Here is a 14,524-nt window from a genome sequence, read left to right as displayed (position 1 = left end):
ATTCGAGCTCGGTCCCGGGGATCCTCTAGAGTCGACGATCCTCAATGAGGAGGCTCGCGAACTCGAAGCCGCCGGAGTGGACATCATCCAGTTCGACGAGCCGGCGTTCAACGTCTTCTTCGACGAGTGAAAGGACTGGGGAATCGCTGCGCTCGAACGCGCCGCGGAGGGCCTGCGCGTCGAGACCGCGGTGCACATCTGCTACGGGTACGGCATCAAGGCGAACACCGACTGGAAGGCGACACTCGGATCCGAGTGGCGTCAGTACGAGGAGTCCTTCCCTCTTCTGCAGCGCTCGCGTATCGATATCGTCTCGCTGGAGAGCCAGCACTCGAATGTGCCGATCGAGCTCATCGAACTCATCCGCGGCAAGAAGGTCATGCTCGGCGCCCTCGACGTGGCCAGCGCGCACGTCGAGACCCCGGAAGAGGTCGCGGAGGTGCTGCGGCGGGCGTTGCCGTTCGTCGACGCCGACAAGCTGATTCCGAGTTCGAACTGCGGGATGGCCCCGCTGTCACGGGAGGTCGCATTCGGCAAACTGAGCGCACTGTCCGCCGGAGCAGCACTCGTGCGCGCCGAGCTGGCAGGCGCGGACTCGTGACGGGCGGCTCGATGCGGTGCCCCCGGCAGGATTCGAACCTGCGACCAACGGATTAGAAGGCCGTCGCTCTTCCACTGAGCTACGGAGGCGCTCTCCCAGCGTACTGTGGTCGCCGGCCCGTCGCTGATCGTGACGCGTCGGCGCCGAGGTCGCAGGCCCTCATTAGGATGAACGCATGGTGAATGCCGCGGAGAACGATCGTCTCGTCTGGATCGATTGCGAGATGACCGGTCTCGACCTCGACGTCGACGAACTCGTCGAGATCGCGATCGTGGTCACCGACTTCGAGCTCAACGTCCTCGACCCCGGCTTCCAGGTGGTGATCAAACCCGACGCCTCGGCGCTGGCGAACATGAACGATTTCGTCACGCGTATGCACGAGACCTCCGGGCTCCTCGCTGAGATCCCGGACGGTATCAGCCTGGCCGAGGCGGAGTTCGAAGCTCTCGAGTACATCCAGAGGTTCGCTCCCGAGGGCAAGGCGCCGCTTGCGGGAAACACGATCGGCACCGACCGGATGTTCCTTGCAAAGTACATGCCGCGTGTCGACCGCTGGCTCCATTACCGCAGCGTCGACGTCTCCAGCATCAAAGAGCTGTCTCGTCGCTGGTACCCGCGCGCGTACTTCAACGCGCCGGCGAAGGACGGTGGCCACCGGGCACTGGCCGACATCCTCGAGTCGATTCGTGAGCTGGCGTACTACCGGCAGGCCGTCTTCGTTCCGGAGCCGGGGCCCTCCAGCGACCAGGCACGCGACGCGGCGGCCGCCGTCGTGTCGTCGTATGCCTCCGGTGTGTAATACAATCGTCTGGTTGCCTGGAAGCAGGCGCATGGTGGCTATAGCTCAGTTGGTAGAGCACCGCGTTGTGGTCGCGGGGGTCGCGGGTTCAAGCCCCGTTAGCCACCCCACTTTCTCCCCGATCGGGATGTCGACATGATCGAGATGGACGCCGACGCGTTCGAAGCTCTCGTCTCCGACGAACTCGATCTGCTGCCCGAGCGCATGCTCGTCGGACTCGACAACGTCGTCTTCGTCGTCGAGGACCGGCCCGAGGACGGTTCCCTCGACCTGCTGGGTCTCTACGACGGTCTGGCGTTGACAGAGCGCGACCGTTACGGCACCGGGGAGCTGCCCGACCGGATCATCCTCTACCGTGAGCCGCATCTGCACGCCTGCGGATCGATCGCGGAGCTCCGGGACGAAGTGCACACCACACTGGTGCACGAGATCGCGCACTTCTACGGGATCGACGACGAGCGCCTGCACGAGTTGGGTTGGGCATGACGATTCCCCTCGAGGATGTCCGCCTGGAGGAGCGCTCGGAGGTGATCGGTCCCTGGCAGACGGTGGTCTGGAACGATCCGGTCATCTTGATGAGCTAAGTCGTCCATGTCTTCGGTAGTTACTTCGGTTACGTCTGCGAGCATGCCGAGGATCTGATGCTGCTGGTGCACAATGAGGGCCACGCGGTCGTCGCCGAAAGCGCGCGTGAGCAGATGGAGCTCCACGTCCAGGCGATGCACGACTACGGCCTCTGGGCGACCGTCAGGAAGGCCGACACATGACGAGGGTGCGGATGGCGGTGTCCGCTCTGGAAGCCGCGCATCTCACGGACATCGTCCTGCAGTTCACGGATCTGCTCGCCGAGTCCATCGACGGAGTCGATGATCCGGGCGTCGCGCGCCTTGTTCCCGACGGCTACCGGGACGCTCCGGAGGATGCCGCGGAGTATCGTCGTCTGACCCAGGACGACCTCCTCGATCGGCGTCGTGATGATGCGGCGCTGGTGCTGGCGACGCTGCAACGCGATGGCCAGACACGGCGTCCGCAAGACCTGGACCGCGCGGACGCCGAGGCCGAGGTGATCGTCGAACTGGATGCCGGTGCCGTCGCGGCGTGGTTGCGAACGTTGACCGCGGTGCGGCTGGTGATCGCGACACGCCTCGGGATCACCACAGAAGAGGAGCAGGACGACGACCCCCGCTTCGGTGTCTACAACTGGCTGGGCTTCCGCCTCGAAGGCCTGCTCCAGGCGATCGAGGACTGACCGCCTCCAGCCCTCACGGGACGTCGATGACGATCGTTGCGAGCGATTGCGGGCGATGCGCGCGGAGGTGCTCCTCTTCCTGGTCGGCCCAGCGACGCCAGTGCGGCCGGTAGGTGTCGCCGTCTCGAGGGAGCGCGCGGTCGCGCCGCGCATTCTCGGGCGATTCCACCCATACGCGCACGTGCGCCAGAGGCGCGGTGCTCGGGGTGAGCACCCCTGCTCCCTCGAGGATCAGGGGGACGTCGGCGGGCGTCTCCACCTCGGCCCCCGGACGATCGGCTGCCCAGTCCCACCGTCGCCACACGGCCGCCCTTGCCTCGCTGACGGGGATCAGGATGAACTCCCGCGCCAGAGTTGAACCGGCCGAGAGCCCGTCCCACCCCGGATACAGCTCGTCGAGGCCGATCATGCTGACGGGGCGCCCCCACCGCTCGCGCACCCGTCGCGCGAGGGTCGATTTGCCCGCGCCGGACCGTCCGTCGATCAGGACGATCGGTGTGATCTCCGGCTCCAAGGCCGCAATGGCGGACTCGATGCGGTCGACCCCGCTCGAGAGCGCCGCATCGACCTCGTCAGCGCTTGAGGGCACGGATGATGCGGCTGAGCGTGCGTCCCGCGACCCACACGAAGGGAATCGCCACCGCGACCAGCGACACGAGGTTCGGCTCGAAACGCAGATCGTCGCCCTTGCGGATGTAGGCACCGAGGGGAACCGCGAAGCCGCCGCCGCCCCCGCCGTTGTTGCCGCTCTCATCCTCGCCGGCGCCGAAGCCCGACCACGACAGAGCCACGGGGATGAGGCGGATGCCGTCGACGTCCTGCTGCTCGCCGTAGACGCTGTTGACGCCGAGCGATGCCGACTGCTTGCCGAGTTCGAGTGCGAGATTGGGCATGTTCCCACCGTAGCCGGGAAGCTCACTCGGTGCGAGGGAGCCGCGGATTCGTCGGCAGAGCATTCACATCACGGCGCGGGCCGAGGACGCTCGCCCGGGTGACCGCTCCCCCGCCGAAACGCACACGCGCGTCGTCCAAGGCGGCGTCGACCCGTCGCCACTCGGCATCCTCATCCCAGAGCGGCACGGATCCACCGTCACCGCCGCGCAGCTTCTCTGCGCGCACGCCGATCAGGCGCACCGGCTGGCTCAGCTCCAGCGCGTCGAACAAGCCGATGGCGACGTCGCCGATCCGCTGGCCGACGTCCGACGGCTCTGCCAGCGACAGCGAGCGCGAAAGCGTGGTGAAGTCGGCATAGCGCAGCTTCAACGCGACGGTTCCGGCTCGCCAGCTTCCGTCGCGGAGACGCGCCGCGACGCGATCGGAGAGCCGGCGAAGCTCGCTGCGCAGGACTGCCGGGTCGGCGACGTCGGTGAGGAAGGTCTCCTCATGCCCGATGCTCTTCTCCGTGCGTTCCGTCTCGACGGCTCGGGGGTCGATGCCGTGCGCGAGTTGCCAGATGCGCTCCCCGCCGGCGGGTCCGAGTGCGCGATCCAGGACGGCCCGCGGCGAGGCGAGGATGTCGGAGACGAGCCGGATGCCGCGACCCTCCAGCGTCTCCGCGGCCTTCGGCCCCACCCCCCACAGCGCCGAGACGGGCAGCGCGGCGAGGAAGGCGGCGGTGTCGGGTTCGCTGACGATGAGCAGCCCGTCGGGCTTCGAGCGCGTGGAGGCGATCTTCGCCACATGCTTCGTGGCCGCCACCCCGACGCTGCAGATCAGTCCCGTCTCCGCTTTCACGCGGGACCGGAGCATCCGGGCGATCTCCCCCGGAGTTCCCCAGAGCCGCCGTGCGCCGGACACGTCGAGGAACGCCTCATCGATCGAGAGCGGCTCCACGAGGGGGGTGATGTCGTGGAAGGTCGCCATCACCTGACGTGACAGGCTCGCATACCGCTCGAAGTGCGGAGTGACCACGACGGCCTGCGGACACAACCGAAGAGCCTGTGCGACGCCCATTGCCGACCGCACGCCGAATCGACGAGCCTCGTAGGAGGCGCTGGAGACCACACCGCGTCCCTCCATACCGCCGACGATCAGCGGCTTGCCGGCCAGGGAGGGATCGTGGAGGACCTCGACCGACGCATAGAAGGCGTCCATGTCCACGTGAAGAATCCGGGTGCCGGTGTCGTCGGCACCGGGCGGCGAGACGACCCGCCCCGACCCGTCACCCCGTCCCATGAGTCCATTCTCGGTGACGCCGCCGACATCGCGGCGCCACCGAGAAGGCAGCGTGTGCGACTACTGCGCCGCGCGCTCCAGAACGAGCTCGCGGACGCGTGCGGCGTCGGCCTGACCCTTCATCGCTTTCATGACGGCGCCGATGACGGCACCGGCGGCCTGCACCTTGCCGTCGCGGATCTTCTCCAGCACGTCGGGCTGCGCGGCGAGAGCATCGTCGATCGCGGCGATCAGCGCGCCGTCGTCCGAGACGACCGCAAGACCGCGTGCGTCGACGACCTGCTGCGGCGTGCCTTCGCCGGCGATGACGCCCTCGAGCACCTGACGCGCCAGCTTGTCGGTGAGCGTACCGGCGTCCACGAGCTGCTGCAGTGCGGCCACCGATGCGGGGGTGACGAGCGATGAAGCTTCGACTCCTTGAGCGTTGGCGATGCGAGAGATCTCGCTCATCCACCACTTGCGCGCGGCCGCAGGCGCAGCGCCCGCTGCGACGGTCGCGTCCACCTCGGCGAGCAGGCCCGCATTCACGATTCCCTGGAAATCGATGTCGGCGAAGCCCCACTCGGCCTTCAGACGTCGCCGACGCGCGGCGGGCGGCTCCGGAAGAGCAGCACGCAACGACTCGACCAGCGCGGAGGACGGCGCGACGGGCAGGAGGTCGGGCTCCGGGAAGTAACGGTAGTCGTCGGCATCCGACTTCGGACGCCCCGGAGAGGTCGTCCCGGTGTCTTCGTGCCAGTGTCGCGTCTCCTGCGTGATCGTCCCGCCGGCGGCGAGGATCGCCGCTTGACGCTGGATCTCGTAACGCACGGCGCGTTCGACCGAGCGCATCGAGTTGACGTTCTTCGTCTCGGTGCGCGTGCCGAGCTTCTCCTGCCCGCGCGGGCGCAGGGACACGTTCGCATCGCAGCGGAGGTTTCCGCGTTCCATGCGCGCCTCAGAGATGCCGAGCGAGAGCACCACGTCGCGAATCGCCCGCACGTACGCGGCGGCCAGCTCGGGTGCACGGTGTTCCGCGCCGAAGATCGGCTTGGTCACGATCTCGACGAGCGGGACGCCGGCGCGGTTGTAATCCACGAGCGAGTACTCCGCGCCCTGAATGCGGCCGGTGGAGCCGCCGACGTGCGTGAGCTTGCCGGCATCCTCCTCCATATGCGCCCGCTCGATGGGCACCTCGAAGACCGTCCCGTCGGTCAGTTCCACCTCGATCTGGCCCTCGAAGGCGATGGGCTCGTCGTACTGCGAGATCTGGTAGTTCTTGCCGAGGTCGGGGTAGAAGTAGTTCTTGCGCGCGAAGCGGCTCGATGGCGCGATCTGGCACCCGAGGGCGAGCCCGAGGCTGATCGAGAACCGCACCGCCGTCTCGTTGACCACCGGCAGCGACCCCGGAAGGCCCATGTCGACTGGCGCCACGAGGGTGTTGGGGGCGGCATCGTGGTTCGAAGCGTGCGCCGGATTTCCCGCGGGCGAGAACATCTTCGTCTCGGTGTTGAGTTCGACGTGCACCTCGAAGCCGAGCACGGGCTCGTAGAGCTTCAGTGCCTCGTCGAAGTCCATCAGTGCGGCCGTGGCCATCAGCGGTTCCCTCCCAGAAGCGGGGCACGGTCCAGCAGAGGACCACCCCACGAATCGACGAGCAATGCCTCGGCAGCGGCGCCGACTCGGTACAGACGGGCGTCCTCCCGCGCCGGCGCGATGAACTGGATGCCGACGGGCAGCCCGTCCTCCTCTGCCAGACCCGACGGAATCGAAATGCCGGGGACGCCGGCCAGGTTCACCGGAATCGTGGTGACATCGTTGAGGTACATCTGCAGCGGGTCATCGATCTTCTCGCCGAGCTTGAACGCAGTGGTGGGAGCCGACGGCGTCGCGATGACATCGACCTGAGCGAACGCCGCGTCGAAGTCGCGCTGGATGAGCGTACGCACCTTCTGGGCGCTGCCGTAGTAGGCATCGTAGTATCCGGCCGACAGCGCGTAGGTGCCGAGAATGATGCGACGCTTCACCTCCTCGCCGAAGCCGGCGTCTCGAGTGGCAGCCATGACGTCTTCGACCGTGCCGCCCGGGACGTCGACTCGCAGGCCGAAACGGACGGAGTCGAATTTGGCGAGGTTGCTCGACGCCTCCGCGGGAAGGATCAGGTAATACGCGGCGACGCCGTACTCGAAGTGCGGGGCGCTGACCTCAACGATCTCCGCGCCCTGCGCTTCGAGGAGCGCCAGCGCCGCGCGGAACGGTGCCGACACGCCGGCCTGGAAGCCGCTGTCGGGCAGCTCGCGAATCACGCCGACCTTCAGCCCCGCAAGACCGGCGCCGGCGGCGCCTTCGCGTGCGGCCGCCGCAAAGGAGGGCCAGCTGTCGGTCAGCGACGTCGCGTCGTGCGGGTCGTGGCCGCCGATGACGTCGTGCAGGAGCGCCGAGTCGAGCACGGTGCGCGAGACCGGACCGACCTGGTCGAGTGAGGACGCCAGCGCGATGGCGCCGAACCGGCTCACCCCGCCGTAGGTCGGCTTCATGCCGACGGTTCCCGTGACGTGCGCCGGCTGGCGGATCGATCCGCCCGTGTCCGAGCCGAGAGCCAGCGGAGCCTCGAAGGCGGCGACGGCGGCCGCCGATCCGCCCCCGGAGCCTCCGGGGATGCGATCGAGGTCCCACGGGTTGTGCGTGGGACCGTACGCCGAATGCTCCGTCGACGATCCCATGGCGAACTCATCCATGTTCGTCTTCCCCAGGGGCACCAGGCCGGCGGCGCGCGAACGCGCGACGACGGTGGCGTCGTAGGGCGACAGGAATCCCTCCAGGATCTTCGAGCCGCTCGTAGAGGGCATGTCTGTCGTGACGAGCACGTCCTTGATCGCGAGGGGAACTCCCGCGAGCTCGCCCAGGGCTTCACCGGCGGCGCGGCGGCGATCGATGTCGGCGGCAACCTCGAGGGCGTGGTCACTCACGTGCAGGAAGGCGTGCACATCGCCGTCGACGGCGGCGATCCGGTCGAGGTGGGCCTGCGTCGCTTCGACGCTGGACACGTCACCGGAGGCCAGTCGTGCGGCCAGGTCTGCGGCGTTCAGCCGTGTGAGATCGGTCACTGCTCCTCCCCCAGAATCGCCGTGACACGGAAGCGCCCGTCGGCGGCGTCTGGCGCGTTCTGCAGCACCTGCTCCACCGTCAGCATCTGGCCGACGACGTCGGGACGGAAGACGTTCTCGAGCGGGAGGGGATGGCTCGTCGCGGGGACGTCGGGCGTTGCCACCTCGGACACCTTCGCGATGTTGTCGACGATCACCGAGAGCTGCCCCGTCAGGCGCTGCACCTCGTGCTCGTCGAGCTGAATCCGGGCCAGAACGCCGAGATGGCGAACGAGTTCAGGGGTGATTTCAGACACCCGTCGATTCTAGTCGGCCCCCTTCGGCCCGCTTCTCACGGCCGATAGGCTGGCCCGCGTGAGTGCCGCTGCCCCGTACGACCCGCCCCGCCCGTGGATCGCCAGCTACGCCGCCGGAGTCCCCGATGATCTCGAACCGGTCACCGGCTCGCTCCTCGACATCGTCACGGCATCGGCGCGTGACTACCCGGATGCGCCGGCGCTGCAATTCTTCGGTCGCACGACCTCGTACCGCGACCTCGTCGAGGCGATCGACCGCGTGGCGGCGGGTCTCCGAGAGCGTGGGGTCGGCAAAGGCGACACGGTCGCGATCGTACTGCCCAACTGTCCCCAGCACATCATCGCCTTCTACGCGATTCTGCGCCTCGGCGCCATCGCGGTGGAGCACAATCCGCTCTACACTCCACGGGAGCTGCGCAAGCAGTTCGAAGACCACGGGGCGCGCACGGCCATCGTCTGGAGCAAGGTCGCCGCCACCGTGCAAGCGTTCCCCGCCGATCTCGCCGTCACCACGCTGGTCAGCGTCGACATCACGACCGCCATGCCGCTCTCGCTGCGTCTCGCGCTGCGGCTTCCCCTCGCGAAGGCCCGTCAGTCGCGCGACGCGCTCACCACGCGCGTGTCGCACGCCGTGCCCTGGGAACACCTGGCACGCAGCGAAGCACTGGCGGCATCCTTCCCCGGTCCGGTCACCGACGACGTCGCCATCATCCAGTACACGAGCGGAACGACGGGAACGCCGAAAGGCGCGGTGCTCACCCACCGCAACCTCCTGGCCAACGCCCGGCAGGCTCAAGCGTGGGTCCCGTCGATCCAGCGCGGCAAGGGATGCGTCGTGTACGCGGTGCTGCCGATGTTCCACGCCTACGGGCTGACCCTGTGCCTCACTTTCGCGATGTCGATGGGTGCCCGTCTGGTGCTGTTTCCCCGCTTCGAACCCGCGATGGTCCTCGAAGTGACGAAGAAGCACCCGGCGACGTTCTTGCCGCTGGTGCCGCCGATCGCCGATCGACTGCTCGCCGCGGCGCGCGCCGAGGGCGTCTCCTTGGCCGGCACGGAGGTCGCCATCTCCGGAGCGATGGCGTTGCCGCATGATCTCGTCGTGCCGTTCGAGCGGGCGACGGGTGGCTACCTCGTCGAGGGCTACGGGCTGTCCGAGTGCTCGCCGGTTCTCATGGCGAACCCGGTCGCCGACAATCGCAAGGCGGGAACGGTCGGACTCCCCCTCCCCGGCACCGAGTGTCGCGTGGTCGATCCGGACGATCCCACCGTGGACATGCCCTCCGGTGAGCGGGGCGAACTGATCGTGCGGGGCCCGCAGGTCTTCCAGGGCTACTACGGCAAGCCGGAGGCCACCGAGGAGGTCTTCGTGGACGGGTGGTTCCGCACCGGCGACATCGTCCAGATCGACGACGAGGGGTTCGTGCGCATCGTGGATCGCATCAAGGAGCTCATCATCACCGGCGGGTTCAATGTGGCGCCCACCGAAGTCGAGAACGCACTGAGGCAGCACCCGCGCGTGGTGGATGCCGCTGTCGTGGGCCTGCCCAGCGAGCATTCGGGCGAAGAGGTCGTCGCCGCCGTGGTGCTCGACGGGTCCGGAGCCGACGTCGACACGGACTCCATCCGGGACTACGCCCGCAGCATCCTCACGCCCTACAAGGTCCCCCGCCGGATCTTCATCGTCGACGAACTGCCGAAGTCGCTGATCGGAAAGGTGCTGCGTCGCCAGGTGCGTGAGTCCTTGCTCGAGCTCACGCATCCCGGAGGAGACTGAGCCGATCAGCCCGCGTCGGGATCAAGTGCCCCGAGCGCGGCGGGCCCCTGCTCGACGAGGATGCGAAACTGCGCGGCATCGATGATGCGGATGCCGAGTTCCTCCGCCTTGGTGAGTTTCGAGCCCGCGCCCGGGCCTGCGGCGACGAAGTCGGTCTTCTTCGACACGGACGAGGCTGCTTTCCCGCCAGCGGCAATGATCGCCTCCTGCGCGCCCTCTCGGGTGTAGCCCTCCAGCGTGCCGGTCGCAACGACCGTGACACCCTCGAGCACGCCGCCGGCGGCGACGGCAGCTCCCGGGCCGGGGTGACCTGGAATCTCCAAGACCGCGCCCGCCGCCGCCCAGCGTTCCACGATCTCCTGATGCCAGTCGACGGCGAACCATTCCAGGAGCGAGTCCGCGATGATGCCGCCGACGCCGTCGACGTCGGCGAGAGCGTCGCGCTCGGCCGCGCGGATCGCGTCCAGCGAACCGAACCACTGCGCTAGTGCCCGCGCGGCGACCGGGCCGACGTGGCGGATGTTCAACGCGACCAGAAACCGCCACAGGTCCTTCGTCTTGGCCTTCTCGAGTTCCTCGAGAAGGGTGAGCGCCTGGGCCGACGGCTGGGGACCTGTGAGTCCCTCCTTCTTCTCCGCCGACGAGGGTTGGCGACGGAAGGGCGCGCGGGTGATCGGTTCGCCGCTGTCGTCATCGAGTTTGGCCTCCCCTGTTTCGCTGTCGCGGACGATCACCTCGATCGGGACGAGCTGTTCGAGTGTGAGGTCGAACAGACCGGCCTCGGTGATCAGCGGGGGCACGGCGGGAACCGACGGCTGCGTCAAGGCCGCTGCGGTGACCTCGCCGAGGGCTTCGATGTCGAGGGCGCCACGGGAGCCGATGTGCTCGACGCGGCCCCGAACCTGGGCGGGACAGGCGCGCGTGTTGGGGCAGCGCAGGTCGATGTCGCCGTCTTTCGCGGGTGCCAGCGTGGAGCCGCATTCCGGGCACCGGGTCGGCATGACGAATGCCCGCTCCGTGCCGTCGCGCAGCTCGACCACGGGACCGAGCACCTCGGGAATGACATCGCCGGCTTTGCGCAGCACGACGGTGTCACCGATGAGAACTCCCTTGGACACGACGACGTCCTGGTTGTGAAGCGTCGCCTGCCGGACGACCGAGCCCGCGACGCGGGCGGGAGCCATCACGGCGAAGGGTGTCGCCCGGCCGGTGCGGCCGACCGAGACGACGATGTCGAGCAGCTTCGTGTTGACCTGTTCCGGCGGGTACTTGTACGCGATGGCCCATCGCGGGGCACGACTGGTCGCGCCCAGCTCACCGTGCAAGGCCAGCTCGTCGACCTTGACCACGACGCCGTCGATCTCGTGCTCGACGTCGTGGCGATGCTCGCCGTAGTACGCGACGAACGCCGCCACGCCGTCGATGTCGTCTGCGGTGCGGAAAGACGTGCTCGTCGGCAGCCCCCACGTCGCGAGCAGTGCGTAGACCTCGCTCTGCGAGGACACGGGCGGCTCCGGCCATGCCCCGATCCCATGGACGAGCAGCCGCAGCGATGCGAGCCGGGCGCGTCCGGCTTCGAGCTCCATGCCGCTCTTCTTGTCGAGTTGCTGGCGAAGGCCGCCGCTGGCCGCGTTTCGCGGGTTCGCGAATGCCGGGAATCGGCGGGCGGCGCTTCGGGTGAGCTTCTCCTCGTCGCCTCCGCGCTCACGACCGTCCGTGATGACACGCTCGCGCAACCGGGCCTGGAGAGCGTTGAGTTCGTCGAAGGCCGCGACGGGGATGTAGACCTCGCCGCGCACCTCCACGATCGGAGGATGCCCTTCACCCGCGAGTCGTGCAGGAATGCCCGCGACCTGGAGCGCATTGACGGTGACGTCCTCGCCCACTCGTCCGTCGCCGCGGGTGGCGGCCGACACGAGAACGCCGTGCTCGTAGCGGAGATTGATGGCCAGGCCGTCGATCTTCAGCTCCAGCAGCCAACGGACGTGTCGTCCCGCGGCAGCCGATGTCTTCGTGCACCAGTCTCGCAGCTCGTCCGCGCTGAAGACGTTGTCGAGGCTGAGCATGCGCTCGGCGTGTTCGACGGGCGCGAACATCGAGCTCTGCGCCGCGCCCACCGACTGCGTCGGCGAATCCTGTCCCTGCACCTCGGGGAAGGCGCGCTCCACTGCTTCGAGCCGCCGCATCCACCCGTCGTAGGTCGCGTCGTCGACGATCTCGGCGTCGCGCCCGTAGTACGCGTCGCGGGCGCCGAGGATGAGGTCGGTCAATCGCTCCGCGTCGAGGCGGGCGTCGTCGAGGTTCGTCGGAAGGGAGACTTCATCATCCGTCACCCGGCCAGTGTAGGTGGGGCGGCCGACATCGCCCTGCTCCTTGCGCGCCGCGCGTGGCCCGGTGCCGGCGGTCGCACGCTGACGGGGGTCGAGCTCAACCCGCGATGGGGACGGCCGAGACCGTGCGGTCGACCGTGAATTGCCCGATCACCCGCGTGCCGTCGTAGAGCACCGCGGTCTGACCCGGCGCGACGCCGTCGAAGGGGGCATCTGGGCGCACCGTGACGATGCCGTCGCGGACCACGGCCGACGCCCTCACGGGGTCGGCGTGGGCGCGGATCTGCACCTGGCAGGGGAACTCGGCATCCTGCGGCGCTCGGCCGGCCCAGCTGTGGCGAGAGCCTGAGATCTCCGCCGTGGCCAGCGCCTCCTTCGGACCGACGACGACCGTGTTCGAGACGGGACGGACCTCGAGGACGAATCGCGGCTTGCCATCGGACGCGGGAACGCCCAGCTGCAGACCGCGACGCTGTCCGACCGTGTACCCGTGCGCGCCGTCGTGGCTTCCCACGACCGCGCCGTCACGGTCGATGATGTCGCCGTGCGCGGTGCCGACCTTTTCGGCCAGCCACCCGCGGGTATCGCCGTCGGGGATGAAGCAGATGTCGTGGCTGTCGGGCTTCTGGGCGACCGTCAGGCCGCGCTCTGCTGCTTCGGCACGCACGAGGGCCTTGGAGGGGGTCGACCCCAGCGGAAAGTAGGTGTGGGCCAGCTGTGAGGCCGTCAGCACCCCCAAGACGTAGGACTGATCCTTGGCCTCGTCGCTCGCCCGGTGCAGTTCGCGTCCGTCGGGTGTATCGACGATCATCGCGTAGTGACCGGTGCACACCGCGTCGAAGCCGAGCTCGAGCGCACGCTCGAGCAGAGCTGCGAATTTGATCTTCTCGTTGCAGCGCATGCACGGGTTCGGCGTCCGACCCGCGCGATACTCGGCGATGAAATCGTCGATGACGTCGTCGCGGAACCGCTCGGAGAAATCCCAGACGTAGAAGGGGATGCCGAGCCGATCGGCCGCCCGGCGCGCATCCATCGCGTCTTCGATCGTGCAGCAGCCGCGGCTTCCCGTTCGCAGGGTGCCACCGGCACGCGAGAGGGCGAGATGGACGCCGACGACGTCGTGACCGGCATCCACGGCGCGCGCAGCGGCCACGGCGGAATCGACGCCGCCGCTCATGGCCGCCAGGATACGCATCGCTCCAGTCTACGAGGGCTGCACGCCCGCGGCTCCGAGTCCTCGCGGCCGGGCGGCACTGGTTGCCCGGGCATAGGCCAGCGGAAGCGCCGCGATCAGAGCATCGACATCACTCGGCGCGGTGGTGCGGCCGAGGGTGATCCGCAGCACCGAGCGCGCGACGGCCTCGTCGCGCCCCAGAGCGAGGACGACGTGCGAGGGTTCAGCGACACCGGCCTGGCACGCAGACCCGGTCGAGACCGAGATCCCTTCCTGATCGAGGAGGAACAGCAACGTCTCCCCCATCGCGCCCGGCAGATGGACGTGCACATTGCCTGCCAGGCGATCTCGGGCATCGCCCAGTAACTCGGCCTGCGGGATCGCGGCCCGGATGCCGGACAGCAGCCGATCTCCCAGCGCCGCCAGCCGTGTCTGTTCGCTGACGCGTTCGGTCTCGGCGTCTTCGAGGGCGACGGCGAGCGCCGCGGCTCCGGCGATGTCCGGCGTGCCTGAGCGCAGTCCGCGTTGCTGGCCTCCGCCGTGCAGCAGCGCTGCGATACGGGCATGGCGTGAGACGACGACGGCGCCCGTTCCGACGGGAGCACCGACCTTGTGCCCCGAGATGCTGAGGGCCACCAGACCGGCGCCCGGTGGGGCATCGCCGCGCCACGTGGAGAAGGACACCGGCAGGTGACCCATCGCCGCGACGGCGTCGAGGTGCAGCGGCACGTCGGCGGCCGCGGCGGATGCCGCCAGCTGAGCGGCATCCTGGACCGTACCCACCTCGTTGTTGGCGACCAGCGCGGTCGCCAGGGCCGCGGGGTCGGGGGCGCTCAGCGCCGTTCGGAATCGGTCGAGAGGAATGTGCCCGACTGAATCGAGAGCGACCGCGCGCACGCGGGCGCCCCGCAAGCGCAGCCAATCCACGGTGTCCACGCTCGCATGGTGCTCGCCGTCGGGCAGGACGACGGCGTCTCGATCATCGGGCTTGCTCCACCACAGAGACTCTAGAGGATCCCCGGGTCCGAGCTCGAATC

Annotated in this window: 13 protein-coding genes, 2 tRNA genes and 2 pseudogenes; 7 read left to right on the top strand and 10 right to left on the bottom strand. The window is 68.5% G+C overall.

Going from position 1 to position 14,524, the window contains the following annotated elements; genetic code table 11:
* Nucleotides 1-601: pseudogene (locus I5I_RS04035) on the top strand (methionine synthase); the annotation flags it as partial.
* A gap of 17 nt (nt 602-618) precedes the next feature.
* On the opposite strand, the gene I5I_RS04030 reads toward I5I_RS04035, so the two are convergent.
* Nucleotides 619-690, bottom strand: a tRNA-Arg gene (locus I5I_RS04030).
* An 86-nt stretch (nt 691-776) separates the two neighbouring features.
* On the opposite strand from I5I_RS04030, the gene orn reads away from it, so the two are divergent.
* The 5 genes and pseudogenes from orn (at nt 777) to I5I_RS04005 (ending at nt 2,649) form a co-directional block, all read left to right on the top strand.
* Nucleotides 777-1,400, top strand: coding sequence for an oligoribonuclease (orn, locus tag I5I_RS04025; protein WP_036285393.1), 624 nt, complete (start codon nt 777-779; stop codon nt 1,398-1,400).
* A 34-nt stretch (nt 1,401-1,434) separates the two neighbouring features.
* Nucleotides 1,435-1,510 (top strand) — tRNA-His (locus I5I_RS04020).
* Nucleotides 1,511-1,535: 25 nt separating this feature from the next.
* Complete coding sequence (locus tag I5I_RS04015; RefSeq protein ID WP_036316694.1) at nt 1,536-1,886, top strand: metallopeptidase family protein; 351 nt, start codon at nt 1,536-1,538, stop codon at nt 1,884-1,886.
* Nucleotides 1,883-2,167 (top strand): annotated as a pseudogene (gene clpS, locus I5I_RS04010) (ATP-dependent Clp protease adapter ClpS). The gene I5I_RS04015 and the pseudogene clpS overlap by 4 nt, the downstream one beginning before the upstream one ends.
* On the top strand, nt 2,164-2,649 hold the full coding sequence (locus tag I5I_RS04005) for a DUF2017 family protein (protein WP_036316691.1): 486 nt from the start codon (nt 2,164-2,166) through the stop codon (nt 2,647-2,649). Before clpS ends, I5I_RS04005 begins: the two are co-directional and overlap by 4 nt.
* Before the next feature lie 13 nt (nt 2,650-2,662).
* Here the strand turns inward: I5I_RS04005 and I5I_RS04000 are convergent, their stop codons facing one another.
* From I5I_RS04000 to gatC, 6 genes are read right to left on the bottom strand one after another with little or no spacing between them, the layout of a single operon-like run.
* Entirely contained in the window at nt 2,663-3,238 is a 576-nt protein-coding gene (locus I5I_RS04000; protein WP_036316689.1) for an aminobenzoate synthetase, read from the bottom strand.
* Nucleotides 3,222-3,542 carry a hypothetical protein gene (locus tag I5I_RS03995; RefSeq protein ID WP_036285382.1) on the bottom strand — a complete coding sequence of 107 codons (321 nt, stop codon included), beginning with the start codon at nt 3,540-3,542 and terminating at the stop codon, nt 3,222-3,224. Before I5I_RS03995 ends, I5I_RS04000 begins: the two co-directional genes overlap by 17 nt.
* Before the next feature lie 22 nt (nt 3,543-3,564).
* Entirely contained in the window at nt 3,565-4,824 is a 1,260-nt protein-coding gene (dinB, locus tag I5I_RS03990) for a DNA polymerase IV (protein ID WP_036316686.1), read from the bottom strand.
* A gap of 60 nt (nt 4,825-4,884) precedes the next feature.
* Nucleotides 4,885-6,399: an Asp-tRNA(Asn)/Glu-tRNA(Gln) amidotransferase subunit GatB gene (gatB, locus tag I5I_RS03985; protein WP_036316685.1), complete on the bottom strand. Its 1,515-nt coding sequence runs from the start codon at nt 6,397-6,399 to the stop codon at nt 4,885-4,887.
* A complete protein-coding gene (gene gatA, locus I5I_RS03980) occupies nt 6,399-7,910 on the bottom strand; it encodes an Asp-tRNA(Asn)/Glu-tRNA(Gln) amidotransferase subunit GatA (protein ID WP_036316683.1) in 1,512 nt (503 codons plus the stop codon). The genes gatB and gatA overlap by 1 nt, the downstream gene beginning before the upstream one ends.
* Nucleotides 7,907-8,206 (bottom strand): Asp-tRNA(Asn)/Glu-tRNA(Gln) amidotransferase subunit GatC, encoded by a 300-nt coding sequence (gene gatC / locus I5I_RS03975; RefSeq protein WP_036285370.1) that lies wholly within the window; start codon nt 8,204-8,206, stop codon nt 7,907-7,909. The genes gatA and gatC overlap by 4 nt, the downstream gene beginning before the upstream one ends.
* Before the next feature lie 58 nt (nt 8,207-8,264).
* On the opposite strand from gatC, the gene I5I_RS03970 reads away from it, so the two are divergent.
* Nucleotides 8,265-9,983 (top strand): long-chain-fatty-acid--CoA ligase, encoded by a 1,719-nt coding sequence (locus I5I_RS03970; RefSeq protein ID WP_051039464.1) that lies wholly within the window; start codon nt 8,265-8,267, stop codon nt 9,981-9,983.
* Between the two features lie 5 nt (nt 9,984-9,988).
* Here the strand turns inward: I5I_RS03970 and ligA are convergent, their stop codons facing one another.
* The 3 genes from ligA to I5I_RS03955 all read right to left on the bottom strand — a co-directional run.
* Nucleotides 9,989-12,316: an NAD-dependent DNA ligase LigA gene (gene ligA / locus I5I_RS03965; protein ID WP_036316680.1), complete on the bottom strand. Its 2,328-nt coding sequence runs from the start codon at nt 12,314-12,316 to the stop codon at nt 9,989-9,991.
* A gap of 94 nt (nt 12,317-12,410) precedes the next feature.
* Nucleotides 12,411-13,508, bottom strand: a complete 1,098-nt coding sequence (mnmA, locus tag I5I_RS03960; protein ID WP_083867928.1) for a tRNA 2-thiouridine(34) synthase MnmA — start codon at nt 13,506-13,508, stop codon at nt 12,411-12,413.
* Between the two features lie 9 nt (nt 13,509-13,517).
* Nucleotides 13,518-14,524: cysteine desulfurase family protein (locus I5I_RS03955; protein ID WP_036316679.1), on the bottom strand; the 1,007-nt coding region annotated here is incomplete at its 5' end.

It is taken from the genome of Microbacterium sp. B24, from assembly GCF_000333415.1.
Lineage (GTDB): Bacteria > Actinomycetota > Actinomycetes > Actinomycetales > Microbacteriaceae > Microbacterium.
Note: the sequence above shows the minus strand (reverse complement) of the source record. Positions and strands in the feature narration are given on the sequence as shown.

Bases quoted from the DNA above. Each gene is read 5' to 3' on its own strand.
- dinB (WP_036316686.1), bottom strand. From the start codon at position 4,824: ATGGGACGGGGTGACGGGTCGGGGCGGGTCGTCTCGCCGCCCGGTGCC.
- I5I_RS04005 (WP_036316691.1), top strand. From the start codon at position 2,164: ATGACGAGGGTGCGGATGGCGGTGTCCGCTCTGGAAGCCGCGCATCTC.
- I5I_RS03995 (WP_036285382.1), bottom strand. From the start codon at position 3,542: ATGCCCAATCTCGCACTCGAACTCGGCAAGCAGTCGGCATCGCTCGGC.
- I5I_RS04015 (WP_036316694.1), top strand. From the start codon at position 1,536: ATGATCGAGATGGACGCCGACGCGTTCGAAGCTCTCGTCTCCGACGAA.
- mnmA (WP_083867928.1), bottom strand. From the start codon at position 13,508: ATGCGTATCCTGGCGGCCATGAGCGGCGGCGTCGATTCCGCCGTGGCC.
- gatB (WP_036316685.1), bottom strand. From the start codon at position 6,399: ATGGCCACGGCCGCACTGATGGACTTCGACGAGGCACTGAAGCTCTAC.
- orn (WP_036285393.1), top strand. From the start codon at position 777: ATGGTGAATGCCGCGGAGAACGATCGTCTCGTCTGGATCGATTGCGAG.